This window comes from Kitasatospora sp. NPDC015120 (assembly GCF_043080305.1).
GTDB lineage: Bacteria > Actinomycetota > Actinomycetes > Streptomycetales > Streptomycetaceae > Kitasatospora.
Map to the genome: position 1 here is coordinate 349,524 of NZ_JBIBVJ010000006.1, position 20,369 is coordinate 369,892.

The 20,369-nt window shown below is 75.6% G+C and carries 16 protein-coding genes; 7 read left to right on the forward strand and 9 right to left on the reverse strand.

Annotated elements, in window-relative coordinates:
- Positions 1 to 276 precede the first annotated feature (276 nt).
- On the reverse strand, positions 277 to 852 hold the full coding sequence (locus ACF1AK_RS17960; protein WP_391499726.1) for a hypothetical protein: 576 nt from the start codon (positions 850 to 852) through the stop codon (positions 277 to 279).
- 276 nt (positions 853 to 1,128) lie between these two features.
- On the opposite strand from ACF1AK_RS17960, the gene asnB reads away from it, so the two are divergent.
- Together asnB and ACF1AK_RS17970 are read left to right on the forward strand one after the other, a co-directional pair.
- Positions 1,129 to 2,961 (forward strand): asparagine synthase (glutamine-hydrolyzing), encoded by a 1,833-nt coding sequence (gene asnB / locus ACF1AK_RS17965; RefSeq protein WP_391499727.1) that lies wholly within the window; start codon positions 1,129 to 1,131, stop codon positions 2,959 to 2,961.
- Positions 2,962 to 3,043: 82 nt separating this feature from the next.
- The gene (locus ACF1AK_RS17970) at positions 3,044 to 3,751 is read left to right on the forward strand and encodes a YoaK family protein (protein WP_391499728.1); all 708 of its coding nucleotides are present in this window, start codon (positions 3,044 to 3,046) and stop codon (positions 3,749 to 3,751) included.
- A 42-nt stretch (positions 3,752 to 3,793) separates the two neighbouring features.
- Here ACF1AK_RS17970 and ACF1AK_RS17975 read toward each other — a convergent pair whose 3' ends face one another.
- Positions 3,794 to 4,315: a GNAT family N-acetyltransferase gene (locus tag ACF1AK_RS17975; RefSeq protein ID WP_391499729.1), complete on the reverse strand. Its 522-nt coding sequence runs from the start codon at positions 4,313 to 4,315 to the stop codon at positions 3,794 to 3,796.
- 82 nt (positions 4,316 to 4,397) lie between these two features.
- Positions 4,398 to 5,069, reverse strand: coding sequence for a hypothetical protein (locus ACF1AK_RS17980; RefSeq protein ID WP_391499730.1), 672 nt, complete (start codon positions 5,067 to 5,069; stop codon positions 4,398 to 4,400).
- A 388-nt stretch (positions 5,070 to 5,457) separates the two neighbouring features.
- Between ACF1AK_RS17980 and ACF1AK_RS17985 the strand changes: the two genes are divergently transcribed.
- The 3 genes from ACF1AK_RS17985 to ACF1AK_RS17995 are packed head-to-tail and all read left to right on the forward strand — an operon-like array spanning position 5,458 to position 8,923.
- Positions 5,458 to 5,982: a PadR family transcriptional regulator gene (locus tag ACF1AK_RS17985; protein WP_391499731.1), complete on the forward strand. Its 525-nt coding sequence runs from the start codon at positions 5,458 to 5,460 to the stop codon at positions 5,980 to 5,982.
- Complete coding sequence (locus ACF1AK_RS17990; RefSeq protein WP_391499732.1) at positions 5,979 to 6,692, forward strand: ABC transporter ATP-binding protein; 714 nt, start codon at positions 5,979 to 5,981, stop codon at positions 6,690 to 6,692. Before ACF1AK_RS17985 ends, ACF1AK_RS17990 begins: the two co-directional genes overlap by 4 nt.
- Complete coding sequence (locus ACF1AK_RS17995; protein WP_391499733.1) at positions 6,689 to 8,923, forward strand: FtsX-like permease family protein; 2,235 nt, start codon at positions 6,689 to 6,691, stop codon at positions 8,921 to 8,923. The genes ACF1AK_RS17990 and ACF1AK_RS17995 overlap by 4 nt, the downstream gene beginning before the upstream one ends.
- Positions 8,924 to 8,972: 49 nt before the next feature.
- Here the strand turns inward: ACF1AK_RS17995 and ACF1AK_RS18000 are convergent, their stop codons facing one another.
- Together ACF1AK_RS18000 and ACF1AK_RS18005 are read right to left on the reverse strand one after the other, a co-directional pair.
- Positions 8,973 to 9,428, reverse strand: a complete 456-nt coding sequence (locus ACF1AK_RS18000; protein ID WP_391499734.1) for an NUDIX hydrolase — start codon at positions 9,426 to 9,428, stop codon at positions 8,973 to 8,975.
- A gap of 34 nt (positions 9,429 to 9,462) precedes the next feature.
- The gene (locus ACF1AK_RS18005) at positions 9,463 to 10,953 is read right to left on the reverse strand and encodes an SDR family NAD(P)-dependent oxidoreductase (RefSeq protein WP_391499779.1); all 1,491 of its coding nucleotides are present in this window, start codon (positions 10,951 to 10,953) and stop codon (positions 9,463 to 9,465) included.
- 321 nt (positions 10,954 to 11,274) lie between these two features.
- Between ACF1AK_RS18005 and ACF1AK_RS18010 the strand changes: the two genes are divergently transcribed.
- Positions 11,275 to 12,714, forward strand: a complete 1,440-nt coding sequence (locus tag ACF1AK_RS18010) for a GuaB1 family IMP dehydrogenase-related protein (RefSeq protein ID WP_391499735.1) — start codon at positions 11,275 to 11,277, stop codon at positions 12,712 to 12,714.
- On the opposite strand, the gene ACF1AK_RS18015 is transcribed toward ACF1AK_RS18010, so the two are convergent.
- From ACF1AK_RS18015 to ACF1AK_RS18025, 3 genes are all read right to left on the reverse strand, one after another.
- Positions 12,675 to 13,544: a DUF5995 family protein gene (locus ACF1AK_RS18015; RefSeq protein ID WP_391499736.1), complete on the reverse strand. Its 870-nt coding sequence runs from the start codon at positions 13,542 to 13,544 to the stop codon at positions 12,675 to 12,677. The genes ACF1AK_RS18010 and ACF1AK_RS18015 overlap by 40 nt on opposite strands.
- A 74-nt stretch (positions 13,545 to 13,618) precedes the next feature.
- Positions 13,619 to 14,014 carry a DUF3224 domain-containing protein gene (locus ACF1AK_RS18020; protein WP_391499737.1) on the reverse strand — a complete coding sequence of 132 codons (396 nt, stop codon included), beginning with the start codon at positions 14,012 to 14,014 and terminating at the stop codon, positions 13,619 to 13,621.
- 172 nt (positions 14,015 to 14,186) lie between these two features.
- Positions 14,187 to 15,278, reverse strand: a complete 1,092-nt coding sequence (locus ACF1AK_RS18025; RefSeq protein WP_391499738.1) for a PP2C family protein-serine/threonine phosphatase — start codon at positions 15,276 to 15,278, stop codon at positions 14,187 to 14,189.
- A 149-nt stretch (positions 15,279 to 15,427) separates the two neighbouring features.
- Between ACF1AK_RS18025 and ACF1AK_RS18030 the strand changes: the two genes are divergently transcribed.
- On the forward strand, positions 15,428 to 16,378 hold the full coding sequence (locus ACF1AK_RS18030) for a pseudouridine synthase (RefSeq protein WP_391499739.1): 951 nt from the start codon (positions 15,428 to 15,430) through the stop codon (positions 16,376 to 16,378).
- 126 nt (positions 16,379 to 16,504) lie between these two features.
- Here ACF1AK_RS18030 and ACF1AK_RS18035 read toward each other — a convergent pair whose 3' ends face one another.
- A complete protein-coding gene (locus ACF1AK_RS18035; protein ID WP_391499740.1) occupies positions 16,505 to 20,194 on the reverse strand; it encodes a SpoIIE family protein phosphatase in 3,690 nt (1,229 codons plus the stop codon).
- Positions 20,195 to 20,369: the final 175 nt, after the last annotated feature.

Below are 20,369 nucleotides of genomic sequence, written 5' to 3' on the forward strand. Positions count from 1 at the left end.
GGGGGCGCAGGAGAGGCGGACGGTGTGACCTTTCCCTCGCTCTGCACCCGGTTGCAACGCCGTTGTGCGGTGGGCGGTGCGCGGTGGTCGGCTTGCGGAACAGCGGGCGTCATCAGAAGAAGGGGGGCGGGGCGATCCACGCCCCGCGCACCGGCGAGAACGCCCAGGTGCCGGCGATCGACGTCATGCCCTGCGTGGGCGCCGTGCGGCCCCGAGCCGTGGCCGCCCCGGAACCGGCCGGGGGCCGCGGGTACCGGGGGTGCCAGGGGTGCCGGGTCAGGGGCGGGGCCGGCCGAGGACCTCCAGTGCGGCGGCGCTGCGCAGGGCGTCGACCTCGCCGGCCTGGCGCGCGGCGCGTTCGGCGAGCCGCTCCAGGCGGCCGGGGTCGATCGGGGCGGGGCCGGACGGCGCCGGCCGTCCCCCGTCGAGCCGCAGCAGCGTCCGCCAGAGCATGGCCTTGCCCTGGATCCCCATGCCCAGCGCCTCCAGCTCCAGGACGTCGCTGAGCGGCGAGCGTCTCAGCAGGCGGCCGTTGGGCTTGAGGCGGCCCGCCTTCTCCCCGAGCCAGCCCGCGGCGGCCTTGTGCCGCCGCACCGGCAGGCCGAGCCGGTGGATCAGGTCCAGCAGGGACCGGCGGTCCTCGGCGATCTCCCGGGTCAGCCGGCGCAGGTCCGGGCCGAGCGGGTCCTGCCGGTGGGCCCGCTCGGCCCGGCGGCACAGCGCCAGGCCGGCCGTCGCGCCGGCCAGGTGGTCGTTGAGGTAGATGCCGAGCCACCGGCGGTCCGGCGCCCTGCCCCCGGGTGTGCGGACGGGTTCTCCGGCCCGTGGCCGGTTCGCGTGCGTCACGTTCATGCCGCGCGGCTACCCAGGCCGCCGGGCGTTACTCCGCGCCGCGCGGCCCGGACGCCGGTCATGGGCGCCAGGCCGACAGCAGCAGGCCGACAGCGGCCGCCGAGCCGGCCGCAGCCGCTCCGGGACCGCGGACCACAGGCGCCCGCCCGGGCCGTCCGCCGGGTGGCGCCGCTGCGACGTGGCCGGAAATGTGTCCGAATCCGTGGAACCACCGCCCCCGCTTGTCCGACTGCTGGACCGGATCCGATCGTCTGCTCGTCCAAGGAGTGCTCGCGCATGTGCGGAATCACCGGCTGGGTGTCCTTCCACCAGGACGTCCGCCACAGCGCCCCCGTCATCGAGGCGATGACCGCCACCATGACCCTGCGCGGCCCCGACGCCGGCGGAGTCTGGCTCGGCCGTCACGCCGCCCTCGGCCACCGCCGCCTCGCGGTCATCGACATCGAGGGCGGCGCCCAGCCGATGCCCGACCGCGCCGACGAACCGGCCGCCGTCCTCACCTACAGCGGCGAGGTCTACAACCACCACGAACTGCGCGCCGAACTGCGCGCCCGGGGCCACCGCTTCGAGACCCGCAGCGACACCGAGGTGGTGCTGCGCGCCTACCAGGAGTGGGGCGACGCCCTCGTCGAGCGGCTGGAGGGCATGTACGCCTTCGCCGTCTGGGACGAGCGCGAGGAGCGCCTGCTGCTGGTCCGCGACCGGCTCGGCGTCAAGCCGCTGTTCTGGGCCGAGGTCGACGGCGGCCTGGTCTTCGGCTCCGAGCCGAAGGCGCTGTTCGCCCACCCCGGCATCACCCCCACCGTCGACGCCGACGGGCTGCGCGAGGCCTACAGCCTGCTCTTCAACACCGGCCCCACCGTCTGGGCGGGCGTGCGGGAGGTGCACCCCGGCGGGCTGCTCGTCCTCGACCGCGCGGGCATCCGCGAGCACCGCTACTGGGAGCTCACCGCACGCCCGCACACCGAGGACCTGGACGCCACCAAGGAGCGGATCAACGAACTGGTCAACCGCGCCGCCCGCGCCCAGCTGGAGGCGGACGTGCCGCTGTGCAGCCTGCTCTCCGGCGGCCTCGACTCCACCATCGTGACCGCCCTGGTCGCCGACGAACTGCGCGTCCAGGAGGGCCCGCAGGCCAAGCTGCGCTCCTACGCCGTCGACTACAGCGACCAGGCCGAGCAGTTCACCGGCGACGTGCTGCGCACCGGCCACGACACCCCGTACGCCGCCGAGGCCGGCGCGTTCATCGGCAGCGAGCACTCCACCGTGGTGCTCGACCCGCGCACCCTGCTCGACCTGGAGAACCGGCGGGCCGTCGTCGTCTCCCGGGACTCGCCGATCGGCGTCGGCGACATGGACACCTCGCTCTACCTGCTGTTCGGCGAGATCCGCAAGCACTCGACGGTCGCGCTCTCCGGCGAGGCGGCCGACGAGGTGTTCGGCGGCTACCCGTGGTTCCACAACCCCAAGGCGCTCGCCGCGCAGACCTTCCCCTGGCTGCTCGTCACCGGCGACGAGGCGGCCATGCCGATCAACCCCGACCTCGCCGCCCACCTGCGGATCGCCGAGTTCCGCGACGACACCTACCGCAGCTCGCTCGCCGCCGTCCCGCACGCCGACGGCGAGAGCCCGGCCGAGCACCGGCAGCGCGAGATGCAGCACCTGTCGCTGACCCGCTGGCTGCGCCAGCTGCTGCACCGCAAGGACCGGCTCTCGATGGCCCAGGGCCTGGAGGTGCGGGTGCCCTACTGCGACCACCGGCTGGTCGAGTACGCGTTCAACACCCCCTGGGCGATGAAGAACTACGACGGCCGCGAGAAGAGCCTGCTGCGCGCCGCCGGCCAGGGCATCGCCCCCGACTCGGTGCTCTGGCGGCCGAAGAACCACTACCCGGCCACCCATCACGCCGACTACAACAGCGGTCTGCAGCGGCTCGCCCGCGAGGCGCTGGACGCGCCGCACGTGCGCGACATCGCCGACGAGACGGTGATCAAGAGCAGCCTGGACACGCCGGCCGACCAGCTGGAGTGGGGCCACCGGCTGCGGCTGGAGCGGGTCGTCGACCTGGCGCTCTGGCTGGACCACCACCGCCCGGCGCTCGCCGTCTGACCGCCCGGCCCCGGCCCGGCCCGCCGGCGGGGCCCGACGACACCGTCGGGCCCCGCCGGCCGGGCCCGGTTAGGCTGGTGCGATGGTGACGGTGACTCGGCCGGCCCGGCCGTTCGGTGACCCCCGGCACGGTCCGCTGGTGCCGATGCTGCTGGTGCTCACCGTGGTCACCGGACTGGTCGACGCGGTGAGCTACCTCGCCCTCGGGCACGTCTTCGTCGCCAACATGACCGGCAACGTGGTCTTCCTCGGCTTCGCCCTGGCCGGCGCGCCGGGGCTGTCCGCGACGGCCTCGCTCGCCGCCCTCGCCGCCTTCCTCGCGGGCGCGCTGGCGGGCGGCCGGCTCGCCGGGCGCCGTCCGGACCACCGCGGGCGGCTGCTGGTCGCCACGGTCGCCGCGCAGTCCGTGCTGCTCGCCGCCTGCACCGCCTTCGCCGCGGCCTTCGGGCACACCGCCGACCCGGTGCGGTACACCCTGATCGGGGTGCTGGGCGCCGCGATGGGGCTGCAGAACGCCGTCGTCCGGGCGCTGAAGGTGCCGGACCTGACGACCACCGTGCTGACCATGACGCTCACCGCGCTGGCCGCCGACCGCACCGGTGTCCGCCGCGTCGCCTCCGCCGCCTGGATGTTCGCGGGCGCCCTGCTCGGCGCCGTCCTCGTGCTGCACACCACCGTCGCCGTCGCCCTCGCCGCGGCCCTCGTGCTGCTGCTCGCGGTGGCCGCCCTCACCCACCGCGCCTCCCGCCACCCGGCCGCGCCCTGGGCCCGCCCCGGCGGCGCCCCCTGACCGCCGGTCGGGTGCGGGGGAGCCGGGGGTCCGTGGACCGGCCTACCGGTCCGGGGTGGCGAGGAAGGCGTCGAACTCGGCGCCGTACCAGCGGCTGGTGCGGCCCCGGTGGGTCATGCCGAGGCGGCGGCAGACGGCGGCGGAGCGGTCGTTGCCGGGGCGCACGACGGCGTGGATCTCCGTGAGGCCGTCGGCGAAGCCCTTGGCGAGGGCGGCGCGGGCGGCCTCGGTGGCGTAGCCCCGGCCCCAGGAGTCGGGGTGGAGGTGCCAGCCGACCTCGACCTCGCCGTTGCCGCTGCCGTCCTCGTCCGGCAGCGGCAGCAGCAGCACCGAACCGGCCACCACCCCGGTGTCCCGCCGTTCCAGCGCCCAGACGCCGTACCGGGGATCGGCCGAACGCGCCCGCCAGCGGTCGATCATGGCCGGCACCTCGGCGGGCGACTCCAGCGCCCGCGGCGCGGCGCCCAGCCACCGCGCGACCTCCCACCGCGCGTACAGGTCGTACGCGCGCTCGGCGTCGGTGTGCTCCCAGAGCCGGGCGGTCAGCCGGTCGGTGGTGAACAACAGCGCTCCTCGTTCGGTGTTCCGGTGTTCCGTGTCCCGTGCCCCGCGTTCCGTGTCCCGCGTTCCGCGGGCCGACGGGGGGTCAGTCGTCCTGCGGCTGGCTGGCGCGCCCCGACCAGAGGGGCTCCCAGCGGGCCCAGGACCTCTCCCAGGCGCGGTCCGCTCGGCGGTCCAGGACGCGCAGCCGCAGCGCGAGCACACCGCCGATCAGCGCGGCAAGGGTGGCCGCGCCCGCCAGCCCGGTGCAGACGGCGCCGACGGCCAGCCCGATCGGGGTCGCCGGGGCCGTGACGGGCAGGCCGTCGGCGTCGAGCCACAGCACGACGGTGGAGCCGGTGGCGACGGTGCGCGGGACCTCCACGGTGCCGGTGCGGGCGAGGCCGTCGGGCGCCGTCCAGGAGACCGAGGTCTCGGCGCGCTTCTGGTAGCCGCCGCTCCAACGGCCGGCGCCGGTGTCCTCGGTGCGCAGCTTGCCGAGCACGAGCGCCTCGGTGCGGTGCAGGCGCCCGCGTTCGGCCTCGGCGGTGCGCCCGGCGGCACGGCAGCCGAGGACGGCGGCGGTGACGACGCCGGCCAGGCCGACGACCAGGGCGAGCGCGGCGACCAGCCAGGCGCGGCTGCGGGCCCGGTCGACGGGGCGGGCGAGCGGGTCACGGCGCCGGACGGCGCGGCGGCGGCCGAGGGCGAGGCGCAGCAGGCGGCGGGCCCGCCGGGACGGCGACGCGGTTCGGGCCGAGCGGGGTGAGCTGGACACGATGCGTGCTCCTCACGGCTGTTGGCGTGGTTCGGCCCGTCGGATCCCAATCTCTCCCGGCACCGGCCCCTCGCACAAGAGTCGGGCGGGCTCACGCGGCGCGGGCCCAAGGGCCCTGACGGGGCCGCAGGACCGGGACGTTCGGCCCTCGGCGGCACGGGGTCGAAGGGGGCAGGCTGGGTGCCGGCCGCGTCCTCGTGCCGGGGACGCGCAGGCCCGGCCCGCTGTGGGGGCTCGCCGGGCCGCTGTGCAGAGCGGGGGACGGAGTTGGGGCCGTCCCCCGCTCGCGGCGTTCCCGGACCGGCGAAAGACCTCACGTTCTTCCAGGTCAGGGCCGTATTCTCGGCAGGTATACACCCGGTGTATACCTCTGGTGTATGGTCCCCCCATGAGTGTTCCCCTCACCCTTCTCGGGCTGCTGGAGCGCGAGCCCAGCCACGGCTACGACCTCAAGCGCGACTACGACACGTTCTTCGGACGCGGCAAGCCCCTGCCGTACGGTCAGGTCTACGCCACCCTCGGCCGGCTGGCCCGCGACGGGAAGGTCGTCCCCGGCGAGGCCGAACCCGGCGACGGGCCCGAGCGCAAGCGCTACGTCATCACCGAGGCCGGGGTGAGCGAGTTCGAGCACTGGCTCGCCGAGCCCGTCGCCCCCGAACCCACCCTCCAGTCCGTGCTCTTCACGAAGGTCGTGCTGGCCCTGCTGCTCGGCCGCGACGCCGAGACCTACCTCGACACCCAGCGCGCCGCCCATCTGCGCCGGATGCGCGAACTCACCGAACTGCGCCGCACCGGCCCGCTGGTCGACGCCCTGCTCGCCGACCACGGCCTCTTCCACCTGGAGGCGGACCTGCGGTGGATCGACCTGACCACCGCCCGCCTCGACGCCCTCGCCGCGGAGGTACGCTCATGACCCCCCTGATCGAAGCCCACGACCTCGAACTCGCCTTCGGCGAGACCCCGGCGCTGCGCGGCGCCGGCCTGGCCGCCGAGGCCGGCGAGGTGCTCGCCGTGATGGGCGCCAGCGGCTCCGGGAAGTCCACCCTGCTGCACTGCCTGGCCGGCATCCTCGTCCCCGACGCGGGCGAGGTGCGCTTCGACGGGCAGCGGATCGACACCCTCGACGAGAACCGGCGCAGCGCCTTGAGGCGCGACCGCTTCGGCTTCGTGTTCCAGTTCGGCCAGCTCGTCCCGGAACTGACCGCCGAGGAGAACGTCGCCCTGCCGCTGCTGCTCGGCGGCGTCCGCCGGGCCGCCGCCCTCGCCGAGGCCCGCCCCTGGTTCGCCCGGCTCGGCCTGGACGGCCTGGAGCGCCGCCGCTCCGGCGAACTGTCGGGCGGCCAGGCCCAGCGGGTCGCGCTCGCCCGCGGCCTGGTGACCCGCCCCCGGGTGCTGTTCGCCGACGAGCCGACCGGCGCGCTGGACTCGCTCACCGGCGAGCAGGTGATGGCCCTGATGGTCGCCGCCGCCCGCGACCATGGCACCACCGTCGTCCTGGTCACCCACGAGCCGCGCGTCGCCGCCTACGCCGACCGCGAGGTCATGGTGCGCGACGGACGGGCCCGGATGCTCACCACCGGCCACCCGGGCCACGCCGCCCCCGCCGGGCGGGTCGCCTCGTGATCGCCTTCGCCCTGCGCCTGGCCCTCAGCGGCGGCCGGCAGGCCGTCGCCCGGCTGCTCACCATCGCCGCCGCCGCGGCCGTCGGCGTGGCGCTGCTGCTCTCCACCATCGCGGCCGTGAACGCCGTCGGCGCCACGAACGAACGGATGCTCTGGGCCAACTCCGGTGCGAAGAGCCGTACCGGGACGGCCGACGCCGACCCGCTCTGGTGGCGCGACCACGGCCCCGAGTTCTACGACGGCGAACGGCTGCTGTCCATCGAGGTCGCCGCCACCGGCCCCACCTCACCCGTCCCGCCGGGCCTCGCGAAGCTGCCCGCACCCGGCGAGTACTACGCCTCGCCCGCCCTCGCGAAGCTCATCCGCGAGCGGCCCGCCGACCAGCTGGCCGACCGCTTCCCCGGCCGGCTCGCCGGCGAGATCGGCGACGCCGCCCTCGCCTCCCCGGACTCCCTGGTGCTGATCGGCGGCCAGGACCCGGCGGCCCTCGCGCAGCGGCCCGGCGCCCGTACCATCACCACCATCGCCACCGCCCTGCCGCCGCTCTGCGAGGCCGACTGCCCGGCCACCGGCACCCGCGGCGACGCCATGACCCTGATCCTCTCGGTCGTCGCCGGGGCGCTGCTCTTCCCCGTGGTGATCTTCATCGGCACCGCCACCCGGCTCTCCGCCGCCACCCGCGAGCAGCGCTACGCCGCGATGCGCCTGGTCGGGGCGACGCCCCGGCAGATCACGCTGATCGCGGCCGCCGAGTCCACCCTGGCCGCGGCCGCCGGCACCGTCCTCGGCTTCGGACTGCACCTGCTGCTGCGCCCGCTGGTGGCGACCGTCCCGTTCACCGGGGACCGGTTCTTCGTCGAGGACCTCGCGCTCACCGCGCCCCAGACTCTGGCCGTGCTGCTCGCCGTCCCGCTGGCGGCGGCGGTGGCCGCCCGGCTCGCGCTGCGCCGGGTGAGCGTCTCCCCGCTCGGCGTCAGCCGCCGGGTCACCCCGGGGCCGCCGAGCGTCTGGCGGGTCGTGCCGCTGCTGGCCGGGCTCGCCGAACTCGCCTGGTTCGTCGGCCGCCGCCCGCACACCACCGACGGACAGACCGCCGCCTATCTGACCGGCTTCCTGGTGATCATGCTCGGTCTGGTGGTGGCCGGCCCCTGGCTGACCATGGCGGCCGCCCGTGCGGTCGCCGCCCGGATCGGCCGCCCGGCCACCCTGATCGCCGTACGACGGCTCGCCGACGACCCCAAGGCCGGGTTCCGCTCGGTGGCCGGCCTGATCCTGGCGCTGTTCGTCACCACCGCGACGGTCTCCATCATCGGCACCATCGACCACAACCGGGGCACGCTCAGCGGCGACCCGCAGACCCGGGCGGCGGTGGAACAGGGTGCCGAGGCCGGTGAACCGCCGATGACCGACGCCGTACCGCAGCCGGTCCTGGACGAGCTGCGCGCCGTCCCCGGTTTCCGGGGCCTCGCGATCGCCCACGCCAACCCGCAGGGCCTGGCCCGCGACCCGGCCGACCCGGCCGACTGGGCGACGCCGCACCTCGTGCTCTGCGCGGAACTCGCCGGCGTCCCGGTGGTCGGCCACTGCGCCCCCGGCGCCCCCGTGGCGGCCGTCGCGCCGTGGGCGTTCCTGGAGCTCCGCTCCCAGGAGGCCACCCGGTGGCCGAGCGCGCCGATCACCGCCGAGGAGGCCGCCCGGCTGCCGGTGCAGTCGCTCTACGTGACGACGGACGGCTCGACGGCCGCGAAGGAACGGGTGCGCACCATCCTCGGCCGGGCCTTCCCGGACCAGAACGCCCGGACGGTCCAGGACTGGGGCTCCGCCCAGCAGCAGCAGCTCGCCGGCTGGCGGCAGCTGGCCGACGTCGTCCTGCTCACCACCCTGCCGATCGCCGGCTGCAGCCTCGCGGTCAGCGTGGTCGCCGGCCTCTCCGACCGGCGCCGGCCGTTCGCGATGCTCCGGCTGACCGGGGCGCCGCTGGGCCTGCTGCGCCGGGTGATCGCCCTGGAGAGCGCGCTGCCGCTGCTGGTGGTGGCGGCGATCGCGACCGGCACGGGCTTCGGCGCGGCGGCGATGTTCCTCAGGTCGCAGATGAGCTACGACCTGGTCTCGCCGGGCGCGGTGTACTTCGTGCTGGTGCTGCTCGGGCTCGCGGTGTCGCTAGGGATCATCGCCTCCACGCTGCCGCTGCTCAAACGGATCACCGGTCCGGAGGCGGCCCGCAACGGCTGAGGCCGCGAGGCGGCCCGGACCCGCCGCTCGCGCGCACCCCGCCGGCCGCTCAGCGGACGACGGGGTACGCGTGCGTCCCGGCCCGCGGCCCGCCGCCGCCCAGCTCCGGCCGCCAGGCGGCGAGCACCAGCCCGGACGGGTAGAACATCGGCTCCGGCAGCGCGTCCAGCGGCAGCCGCTCCCAGCCGCCGCAGGCGTGCGGCTCGGTGACCGCGGCGGGCGCCAGGCTCGGCGGCGCGAGCACCGCGGCGGTCAGCCGGGGCCGGCCCAGCTCGTGGTCGAGCAGCACCGCGAGCACCCGCATCTCCTCGGCGGGCAGCACGATCCCGGTCTCCTCGGCCAGCTCGCGCGCGGCGGTCCGCTCGAAGGACTCGCCGGGGTCGACCTTGCCGCCGGGCAGGCTCCAGGTCGGCGGCTCGCCCGCGGTGGTGCGGCGCCCGATGAGCACCCGGCCGTCCCCGGTGGGCACGATCACGCCGGCGCCGAGCAGTGGTGCGGTGGTCATGGCGGGTTCCTCCGTCGGATGGGGCCGGCCGGGGCTACCAGGCGGCGCGCTCGAAGTCCTTCAGGAAGCAGCCGTAGAGGTCCTCGCCCTGCTCGCCGCGGACGATCGGGTCGTAGACCCGGGCCGCGCCGTCGACCAGGTCGAGCGGGGCGTGGAAGCCCTCCTCGGCGAGCCGCATCTTGTCCGGGTGCGGGCGCTCGTCGGTGATCCAGCCGGTGTCGACGGCGGTCATCAGGATGCCGTCGGTCTGGAACATCTCCTGCGCGCTGGTGCGGGTGAGCATGTTCAGCGCGGCCTTCGCCATGTTGGTGTGCGGGTGGCCGGCGCCCTTGTAGCCGCGCTGGAAGACGCCCTCCATCGCGGAGACGTTGACCACGTACTTGCGCCGGGACGCCGAGGCGGCCATCGCCGGGCGCAGCCGGCTGATCAGGATGAACGGCGCGGTGGAGTTGCAGAGCTGGACCTCCAGCAGCTCCACCGGGCCGACCTCGCTGACGGTCTGCACCCAGCTGTTGGTGTCCGCGAGGTCGGGCACCAGGCCGCCGGCGTCGATCGCGGTGCCGGCCTGGATGCGCTCGGGCGTCGCCGAGCCGGTGACCAGGGCGAGCGAGGTGACGTCGTCGGCGGAGATCCGCTCGCCGCCGCCGGAGGCCTGGTGGGGCAGGGCGGGCAGGTCGACGCTGCCGCTGCCGAAGCGGCCGATGGTGGTGGACTGCGGCAGCGCGCCGGCCGGCAGCGGGGCGGACTCGGCGGCGATCAGCTCGCGGTAGGACTCCGGCGGGCGGCGCACGGTCTGCGCGGCGTTGTTGATCAGGATGTCCAGCGGGCCGTCCGCGGCGACCTCGTCGGCCAGCGCCATCACCTGGGCCGGGTCGCGCAGGTCGATGCCGACGATCTTCAGCCGGTGCAGCCAGTCGGCGCTGTCCGGCATCGCGGTGAAGCGGCGGATCGCGTCGTTCGGGAAGCGGGTGGTGATGGTGGTGTGGGCGCCGTCGCGCAGCAGCATCAGCGCGATGTACATGCCGATCTTCGCCCGGCCGCCGGTCAGCAGCGCGCGCTTGCCGGTGAGGTCGGCGCGGGCGTCCCGGCGGGCCCGGTTCTTGACCGCGCAGTCCTGGCAGAGGTTGTGGTAGAACGCGTCGACCTCGACGTAGCGCTGCTTGCAGATGTAGCAGGAGCGCGGACGCTCCAGGATCCCGGCGATCTCGGTGGTGGTGACGGTGGTCAGGCCGAACGCGCCGGCCGTCTCGTCGTCGATCCGGGTCGGGGCGCCGGTGGCGGTGCGCGCGGTGACCTCGCGGTCGTTGGCGGTCTTGCGGGCCCGGGTCTCCTGGCGGCGGCGCTGCTTCAGGGTGCGGAATATGCCGCCGACGGCCTTGCGGACGGTGATCGCGTCCGGGTGGTCGACGTGCAGCTCGTCCAGCTCGGCCAGCACCTCCAGGCAGAGCTTCAGCCGCTCCGGGTCCAGGCCGGGGCCGAAGTCGGTCTCCTCCTCGGCGGTCCCGGTGCCGTTGTCCTGCTCGATGTCCACGCCCGCCGCCGTCATGCCCTCTGCCGCTTTCCCACTCGCCTCGCCGATCACGGCGTTCGCCGCGTCACCGCGTGAATGCTACGGGAGCGGCCCCGGCCGGGGCGAAAAGCCGAGTATTTGGAGGATCCTCCAGGTCTACGCGCGGAGCTTCGATCATGGCTTGTGTGCAGCCCCAGCAATCGTGGTCGAACTGGCTTTTGGCGAACGGCTCGCGGACAATCGAACGCCGGGTGCAGGGGCGCCCGAGTGCGCCCTGCGGCCGAGCCGCACCCGCACCCGAGCTGTCTTTTCTCCCAGCCAGAGAGCCCCCTTTCCATGCGCTTCCTGAACGACCTCCAGCCCTCGTACGACCTCACGTACGACGACGTCTTCATGGTCCCCAGTCGATCCGCCGTGGGCTCCCGCCAGGGTGTCGACCTCTCCTCCAACGACGGCACCGGCACCACCATCCCGCTGGTCGTCGCCAACATGACCGCCATCGCCGGCCGGCGCATGGCCGAGACCGTGGCCCGCCGCGGCGGCCTGGTCGCCATCCCCCAGGACATCCCGACCGAGGTCATCGCCGAGGTCGTCGGCTGGGTCAAGCAGCGCCACCTGGTGCACGACACCGCCATCACCCTCGACCCCGGCGCCACCGTCGCCGAGGCGCTCTCGCTGCTGCCCAAGCGCGCCCACGGCGCGCTGGTCGTCGTCGAGGACGGCCGGCCGGTCGGCGTCGTCACCGACTCCGACTGCCAGGGCGTCGACCGCTTCACCTCGCTGTCCGAGGTGATGTCCCGCGAACTGCTGCTGCTCGACGAGGACATCGACCCGCGCCACGCCTTCGACAGGCTGAGCGAGGCGCACCGCAGGCTCGCCCCCGTGGTGGACCGCGAGGGCCGCCTGGTCGGCATCCTGACCAGGAAGAACGCGCTGCGCGCCACCCTCTACACCCCGGCCGTGGACGCCGCCGGCAAGCTGCGGGTCGCCGCCACCGTCGGCATCAACGGCGATGTCGCCGGCAAGGCCAAGGCCCTGCTGGAGGCGGGGGCCGACGCGCTGGTCGTGGACACCGCCCACGGCCACCAGGAGTCGATGATCAGCGCGCTGCGGGCCGTGCGCGGCCTGGACCCGCAGGTCCCGGTGGTCGCCGGCAACGTCGTCTCGGCGGCCGGGGTGCGCGACCTCGTCGAGGCGGGCGCCGACATCCTGAAGGTCGGCGTCGGCCCGGGCGCGATGTGCACCACCCGGATGATGACGGGCGTCGGCCGACCGCAGTTCTCGGCCGTTCTGGAGTGCGCCGCCGAGGCCCGCCGGCTCGGCCGGCACGTCTGGGCCGACGGCGGCGTGCGGCACCCGCGCGACGTCGCCATGGCGCTGGCCGCCGGCGCGTCCAACGTGATGATCGGCTCCTGGTTCGCCGGCACCCACGAGTCGCCCGGCGACCTCCAGACCACCGCCGACGGCCGGCAGTACAAGGAGTCCTTCGGCATGGCCTCGAAGCGGGCCGTCAGCAACCGCACCGCGCAGGACTCCTCCTACGACCGGGCCCGCAAGGCGCTGTTCGAGGAGGGCATCTCGCACTCGCGGATGTTCCTCGACCCGGCCCGCCCCGGCGTCGAGGACCTCATCGACTCCATCGTCGCGGGCGTGCGCAGCTCCTGCACCTACGCGGGCGCGGCCACCCTGGAGGAGTTCCACGAGAAGGCCGTGGTCGGCATCCAGAGCGCGGCCGGCTACGCCGAGGGCAAGCCGCTGCACTCCAGCTGGGGCTGAGCCGTCCGGGCCCGGGTGCCCTCGCTCCGCCCGGCGCCCGGCCCCCGTCCCGGCCCGCCTCCGGACCCTCGTCCCGGCCCGTTCTCCAGCCCGTTCCCCGGGCCGGAGAGCGGGCCCGGGAGCGGGCCGGGCGCCGCCGTCCCGTCGCCCAGGCCCAGCGGCAGCAGCAGCGCGCGGCCGAGCAGCCCCGCCGCGCCGTCCAGCGCCGTGCGGAACGCCCCGGCCGCCGGGGGCCGCGCACGCAACTCCCAGAGCACCCGCACCGACCCCCACGCGGCGTCCCGGGCGGTGTCCACCGACCACGCGCCGAGCCGGTGGGTCAGCGGCTCGAACCGCTCCAGCAGGTCCGGTCCCGGCATCAGCTGCTCCCGGACGGCCTCCTCAACTCCGGCCAGCAGGTCGTTGATCCGGTGGTAGTCGGCCTCGACCTGCTCCGGCTCCCGCCCGAGCCGGCGGCAGGTGTCGACGACGGCGAGCGGCAGGTCGTGCTGGATGTGGGCGGCCATCCCGGCCAGCGCGAACTGGACCGGGTGCACCCCCGGGTGCGCGCGCAGCTCGAACAGCGGCCGCCAGCAGGCCGGCGGGCGCCGCCGCGCCGCGACCGCGTCCACCGCCCGCAGGTAGCGCCGGGCGAACACCGTGTCGAGCACCGCCATCGCGGGCGGGTCGGCGAAGGTGTCCAGCCGGGCCCGTACGGTCTGCGTGACGGTCAGGTACATCCGGTTGAACACCGCCACCCCGTCGGCGGGCGGCAGCCCGGCCGCGATCGCCCGCAACCGGCGGATCACCGCGTCGACCCCGTGCGCCGCCGCCGCGGTCCGCGTGGACACCCTGGCCATCCGTCACCCTCCGGCGCCGTTCGTGCACTGATCGCATCATCGTGGCACGACGGGCCGGTGGATCCTCAGCTCAACGCGTAGTCCAGCACATAGGTGTGCCGCCCCTCCTCGTCGACGTCCAGCTCGAACACCCCGGTGATCCCCGTCAGCCCGCCCGAGCCGGTGCCCTCCACCACCCGGATGGCCAGCCGCTCGCCGTGGCTCCCCGGCGCCGCGTGCTGCAGCACGAACGACCCCGCCCGCCCGTCCAGCGTGCCGGTGAACCGCTCCACCGCCACGTACGCGGCCGGGCCGCCCGCGCCGTCCAGCACGGACAGCATCCGCACCACGCTGGAGCCGGTCAGGCCGCCGGTGAACTCCTTGGTGATCCGCACCCGGCCGACCGTCGCCCCCGGCTGCTCGTCCGTCTCCTCCGGCTCGAAGGCCGTCAGCTCGAACGCCCCGCTCGCCCTGCTCCCCATGGCACCGCCCTTCGAACCGTCGAATTCCTGGACCCTCGAATTCCTGGACCCTCGAACGCCTGGACCCTCGGCCACCGCCGCGGGCGCCCGGCCGGTCCCGGCCGCAACCCCACCCTCGCACGCCCCACCGACAACGGCCCCCGGCCGATGCCGCCGCCCGCGCCGCGCCGTCTCAGCCCTCCCAGCGGATCGCCAGCGCGGCGGCGTCGTCGGCGAGGCCGGTGGGGGAGACCCAGCCGGCGAGGTCGGCGAGCAGGGCGTCCAGCAGGTCGTCCGGGGAGACGGCCGGCAGCCGCGGCAGGCGGGCGGCGAGGGGGTAGAAGACGCCCGCCGCGTCGCGGGCCTCGGAGACGCCGTCGGTGTACAGCAGCAGCAGGTCGCCGGGGCGCGGGTCGACGGGCTCGGCGCGGTAGCCCCCGCCGGTCAGCGCGAGCAGCCCCAGCGGCGGGGCGTGCCGGGCGGGGGCCACGTCGACGACCCGGCCCCCGCGGCGCAGCAGCGGGTGCGGGTGCCCGCAGTTGACCAGGCGGGCCGCGCCGTCCCGGTCCACGCCGAGCAGCACCGCGGTCACGAACCGCCCGTCGGCCGGGCGGTCGGCGAGGGCGGCGTCGAGGCGTTCGGCGAGCCGGGCGAGGTCCGGTTCGGTGCGGGCCGCGGTGCGGAAGGCGCCGAGGACGTCCGCCGCCGTCTCGACCGCGGCGAGGCCGTGCCCCTGGACGTCCCCGAGCAGGACCCGGATCCCGTACGGCGTGTCCGCCACCTCGTACAGGTCGCCGCCGATCCGCGCCTCGGCGGCGGCCGCGACGTACCGCACCGCGATCCGCAGCGGCCCGGCCCGTTCCGGCGGCGGGCGCAGCAGGGCCCGCTGGGCGGCCTCGGCGACGGTCCGGACGTGGAACAGCTCGCGTTCGCGGGCCGCGATCAGCACGACATTGGCGGTGCTGGCGAGGGTCGCGGCGGTGATGGTGATCAGCGAGGCGAGATGGACGGAACCGGGCAGACGGGTGTTGCCCTCCTCCAGGAGCCCGGCCACGGCGATCGCGGCGGCCCCGGTCGCGAGCGGCACCCGGGCGCGCCGGGTGGTCGCCCCGACCAGCACGGGTGCCACGGCCAGGACGGGGGAGAGGGTGGTGCCGGGGCCGGTGAGCAGATCGGCCAGCACGGCGCCGACGAGCAGCAGGAAGGCGCCGTACAGCAGCAGCCGGGTGCGCCGGGGCAGCCGCGGCAGCGGTACCGCGCCGTCCTCGGCCCCGTCCCCGCTCACGGCCACGTCCTCACCTCCGACCGACCGCTCTCCCGTCCACTCTCCACCGCCTCCCGCCCCACCGGCATCCCGACGGCCCCGGGCGCGGGGCCCCGAACGCGTCGGGCCGGCCTCTGGGACGGCCGCCAGGACGTAGGGTGGCGGGCGAGATGAGACGTAGGAGTACGGTGCCGGCCTCGCCGCTTCCGCAGCGGTTCGGGGTGGATCCGGTGCACCTGCGGCTGCCCGTGACGGGCGGGCCGTGGGAGACGGTGCGGGCGTACCTGCTGGAGCGGCTGCCGGCGGTGGCGGCGGAGCGGGTGGACGGGCTGCTGCGCACCGGCGCGGTGGTCGGGGAGGACGGGCGGGCCGTCGGGGCGGGGGAGCCGTTCCGGCCCGGGGCGCACCTGTGGTTCTACCGGGAGCTGCCGCCGGAGGTGCCGGTCCCCTTCGCGCTGGAGGTGCTGCACCGGGACGAGCACCTGGTGGTCGTCGACAAGCCGCACTTCCTGGCCACCACCCCGCGCGGGCGGCACGTCGTGGAGACGGCGCTCTCCCGGCTGCGGCACACGCTGGAGCTGCCCGCGCTGAGCCCGGCGCACCGGCTGGACCGGTTGACGGCGGGGCTGGCGATGTTCGTGGTCCGGCCGCAGGACCGGGGCGCGTACCAGACGCTGTTCCGCGACCGGCTGGTCCGCAAGGAGTACCAGGCGGTGGCGGCGGACGACCCGGCGGTGGAGCTGCCCCGCACGGTGCGCAGCCACATCGTGAAGGAGCGCGGGCGGATCGCGGCGCACGAGCTCGACGAGGCGCCGAACAGCGAGAGCCGGATCGAGCTGCTGGAGCGGCGGGACGGGCTGGGCCGCTACCTGCTGAGGCCGTCGACGGGGCGCACCCACCAGCTGCGGCTGCACATGAGCGGACTGGGCCTGCCGATCCTGGGCGACCCGGTGTACCCGGTGGTGCTGCCCGAGCCGGCGCCGGACGACTTCCGGCGCCCGCTGCAACTGCTCGCCTCGGCGGTGGAGTTCACCGACCCGCTGACCGGCCGCCCGCGCCGCTTCGAGAGCCGCCGGAGCCTGGCGGCCTGGACGGAACCGGCCGCCTGGGGCACGTCCTAGCGGCCCCGGCCCCGGCCCGGCCCGGCGCGCAGGCAAGCGCGGGGCCCGCTCCCGCGGCAGGTCGCGGCCGGCGAGCCCGGTGCGCCGCACGCGCGAGCCGCCCCGACGCCCGTGCGGGACCCCGCGCTACCGCCCCGGTGGCAGCTCCAGCTCGAACCAGACCACCTTCCCCTCCGGCGTGCGCCGGCTGCCCCAGCGGTGGGCGAGCTCGTTCACCAGGTGGATGCCGCGCCCGCCCTCGTCCTCCTCGTCGGCCCGCCGGATCCGCGGCGTGGCGGAGTCCCGGTCGGCCACCTCCACGGTGAGCGTGCGGTCGCAGAACAGCCGCAGCTGGGTGGGCGAGCCCGCGTGCACCAGGGCGTTGGTGATCAGCTCGCTGGTGAGCAGCTCGGCCCAGTCGGCCAGCGCCCCCAGCCCCCACTCGGTGAGCGTCTCCCGGGTGAAGCGCCGCGAGTGGGCCACCATCGCGTGGTCGTCGCCGAGCGGCAGGGTGGCGATCCGGTCCGAACCGGCCGGCCGGGCCTGCGCCATGATGACGGCGATGTCGTCCTCGCTGGTGCGCCCGGTGAGCTCGGAGAGCACGGCGTCGCAGGTCTGCTCCAGCGAGCCGCGCCGGTCGGCGACGGTGCGGCACAGCAGCCGCAGCCCCTCGTCGAGGTCCCGGCCGCGCCGCTCGACCAGGCCGTCGGTGTACACGGTCAGGATGCCCTCCTCGGGGAGGGTGAACTCGACGCTCTCGAACGGCACCCCGCCGACCCCGAGCGGCGCGCCGGGCGGCAGCTCGACCAGCTGGGCATGGCCCTCGGTGTCGGCCACCACCGGCGGCAGATGGCCCGCGCAGGCCGCGGTGCACCGCCGGCCGACCGGGTCGTACACCACGCACACACAGGTGGCGAACTGGCCCTCGCCGAGCGCCGTGGTGGCCTCGTCCAGCCGCTGCAGCACCCGGTCGGGGGCGATCTCCAGGGTGATCAACGTCCGGGCGACGGTCCGCAGCTGGCCCATCGTCGCGGCGGCCCTGATGCCGTGGCCCATCACGTCGCCGACCACCAGCGCGACCCGGCCGGAGGAGAGCGGCACGACGTCGAACCAGTCGCCGCCGACCTCGCTGACCACACTGCTCGGCAGGTACCGGTAGGCCAGCTCCAGCCCCAGGGTGCGGTGGATCTCCTGCGGCAGCAGGCTGCGCTGCAGGGTGAGCGCCGTCTCCCGCTCCCGCCGGTAGAGCCGGCCGTTGTCGATCGCCAGCGCGGTGCGGGCGACCAGCTCCTCGGCCAGTGCGCGGTCCGCCGGGCCGAACGGCAGCGGATTGCGGGTGCGGATGAACTCCGCGCCGCCCAGCACCAGTCCGCGCGCCAGCAGCGGCACCATCAGGTACGAGTGCACCCCGGCGTCCAGGCTCGGCTGCACCCGGTCCGGCGAGGCCACGATCCGGCGCAGCGCCGCCTCGTTCACCTCCGAGACCAGGATCGACCGTCCGGTGCGCAGGCTCTGCGCGTACACCGGCGCCGACTGCGAGGTCTCGCCGATCGCGTCGGCGGCGTCCGCCATCACGCCGTGGTCGTCCAGCTCGCCGACGGCCACCGCCCGCATCAGCACCGAGCCGTCGGGCGGCACCGGCGCCGGGTCCTCGCCGTCGAGCACCGCCTCGCGCAGGTCGACGGTGACGAAGTCGGCGAACCGGGGGATCACCACCTCCACCAACTCCCGGGCGGTGCGGTACAGATCGAGCGTGGTGCCGATCCGCCCGGACGCCTCGTTGAGCAGCGACAGCCGCTGCTGCGCGGCCCACGCCTCGTCGAGCGCCCGCTGCCGGGCCGCCGCCGCGTCCCGCTCCCGGGTGAACAGCAGCGCGTTGTCGATCGACACGGCCGCCCGCACCGCCAACTCCCCCGCCAGCGCCAGGTCGTCGTCCTCGTACGGGTGCTCGGAGACGGTCCGGTAGAACGCGGCCACCCCGACCGGCGAGCCGCGGGCGATCAGCGGCACCACCATGAACGAGCGGACCTGCTGCTCGTGCACCGCCGCCGCGCGCACCGGATCGTCCCGGAACCAGGCCAGCCCGGCGGCGTCCATCCGCGGCACCAGCACCGGGGAGCGGTGGGTCAGCGACCAGGCGTAGGGGGAGGAGGGGGTGAAGCGGTGCACCCCGCCGGTGCGGTCGATCGGGCGCAGCGTCGACTCCCGGGCCGTGTGGAAGGCCATCCGCCGCAGCAGCGCCGAACCGTCGGCCGACGGGCGCGCCTCGCGCTCGCCGCGCACCAGATCGTCCAGCACCTCGACGACCACCGTGTCGGCCAGCCGGGGCGAGGCCACCTCGGCCAGCTCCTGGGCGGTCTGGGCGAGGTCGAGCGTGGTGCCGATCCGGGTGGAGGCCGTGTTCACCAGCGCCAGGCGCTCCTGCGCGGCCTTCGCCTCGCGCAGCGCCTCCTGGCGGGCCAGCACCGTCTGGTGCTGGCGCAGGTACAGCCGGGCGTTGTCGATGGCCACCGCCGCCCGGGAGGCCAGCTCGTCACCGAGCGTGATGTCCGCCTCGGCGAAGGACTCCCGCTCCCCGCGCCGGGAGTAGACGATCATGCCGAGGGTGGTGCCGCGCGCCACCAGCGGGGTGATCCGCACCGAGCGCGGACGGTCGCCCAGGTACGCCTGGCGGCGGCTGCCGGTGATCGCCTCGCTCAGCGGCGGCAGCTCCCAGGACGGCACCACCACCGTGCGCCCGGTGGCCAGCGCCCGCGCGTACGGCGAGTCGGGCGCCAGCTCGTAGACCTCGTCCACCGGCAGCGCCTCCGCCGGATAGAGCGGATCGGCGGTGGTCAGCGCCAGCCGGCGCACCTGCTGCGGGGCGGTGGGGTCCGGCGGCTCGACACTGCGGCCGGCGGCGAGCGCCTCCAGGGCGAAGACCCCGCTGATGTCGGCGACCTTGGGCACCATCGCGTCGGCCAGCTCCCGGGCGGTCTGCCGCAGGTCCAGCGTGGTGCCGATGGAGGCGGTGGCCTCGGCCAGCAGGGCGAGGCGCTCCTGCGCGCGGGCGGCCCTGGTCTCGGCCTGGAAACGCTCGGTGACGTCGACGACCGTCGAACTCACCCCGAGTATCCGCCCGCCCTGGTCCTCCAGCCGGAAGTACGAGGCCGACCAGGCGTGGTCGCGCGTCGGGTCGCCCGGCGTGCGGCCGTGCGAACGGACGTCCACCACCGGCTCGCCGGTCTCCAGCACCCGGCGCATCACGCTCTCGCTCTCCGCGCCGTTGATGCCGGGCAGCAGCTCGGTCAGCCGGTGCCCGAGGTGCTGCTCCACCGACAGGCCGTTGATCCGCGCCAGCGCCTCGTTGAGCCGTACGAAGGCGAGCCGGGTGTCGTACACGCTCATGCCGACCGGGGCCTGGGTGAAGAAGCCGTCCAGCACGGCCAGGTCCGCCTGGATCCGGCGCAGCGTCGTCACGTCCGACGCCACTGCCAGCACCAGCGGGCTGCCGTCCGGTCCGGTGATCGGATGGGTGCGGAACTCCAGGTTGACGTGGTGCCCGTCGCGATGGCGCACCGGGAAGACGCCGGACCAGCCGCGGCCGTCCAGGATCCCCTGGAACAGCTCCAGCACCTCGGGGCGCCGATCGTCGGAGGCCAGCAACTGCGCGGCCCGCTCGCCGATGGCCTCCTCGGCGGAGTAGCCGAGCAGCGCCTCGGCGTCGCTGCTCCAGTGCAGGATCCGGCCGTTCGACTCGATCAGCGCGGTGGCGATCGGCACCATCAGCAGGGCCTCCGGACCGTCGGGTCGCCCGGGCCCGGCGCCCTCGCGCCGCTCATGCCCTCTGTTCACCATGCTCGGTCACCATGGCCGGAACCGCCCGGAGATCGTCGCCGCCAGCCCTGCCATCTTCCCACGCGCCCCGCCACCCCCGCTCGCCGCGCCTCCACGCGGCCCGGTGGCGGGCGGCCGGGGCGTCTCCCTCGGATCACGTCGGACGAGCGGGCGTCGTTGACGGCCCCTCCCGGCC

Excerpts from the sequence above, each read along its gene's own strand:
- ACF1AK_RS17960 (WP_391499726.1), bottom strand. The coding sequence starts at position 852 with ATGAACGTGACGCACGCGAACCGGCCACGGGCCGGAGAACCCGTCCGC.
- asnB (WP_391499727.1), top strand. The coding sequence starts at position 1,129 with ATGTGCGGAATCACCGGCTGGGTGTCCTTCCACCAGGACGTCCGCCAC.
- ACF1AK_RS17970 (WP_391499728.1), top strand. The coding sequence starts at position 3,044 with ATGGTGACGGTGACTCGGCCGGCCCGGCCGTTCGGTGACCCCCGGCAC.
- ACF1AK_RS17985 (WP_391499731.1), top strand. The coding sequence starts at position 5,458 with ATGAGTGTTCCCCTCACCCTTCTCGGGCTGCTGGAGCGCGAGCCCAGC.
- ACF1AK_RS17990 (WP_391499732.1), top strand. The coding sequence starts at position 5,979 with ATGACCCCCCTGATCGAAGCCCACGACCTCGAACTCGCCTTCGGCGAG.
- ACF1AK_RS18000 (WP_391499734.1), bottom strand. The coding sequence starts at position 9,428 with ATGACCACCGCACCACTGCTCGGCGCCGGCGTGATCGTGCCCACCGGG.
- ACF1AK_RS18010 (WP_391499735.1), top strand. The coding sequence starts at position 11,275 with ATGCGCTTCCTGAACGACCTCCAGCCCTCGTACGACCTCACGTACGAC.
- ACF1AK_RS18020 (WP_391499737.1), bottom strand. The coding sequence starts at position 14,014 with ATGGGGAGCAGGGCGAGCGGGGCGTTCGAGCTGACGGCCTTCGAGCCG.
- ACF1AK_RS18030 (WP_391499739.1), top strand. The coding sequence starts at position 15,428 with ATGAGACGTAGGAGTACGGTGCCGGCCTCGCCGCTTCCGCAGCGGTTC.
- ACF1AK_RS18035 (WP_391499740.1), bottom strand. The coding sequence starts at position 20,194 with ATGGTGAACAGAGGGCATGAGCGGCGCGAGGGCGCCGGGCCCGGGCGA.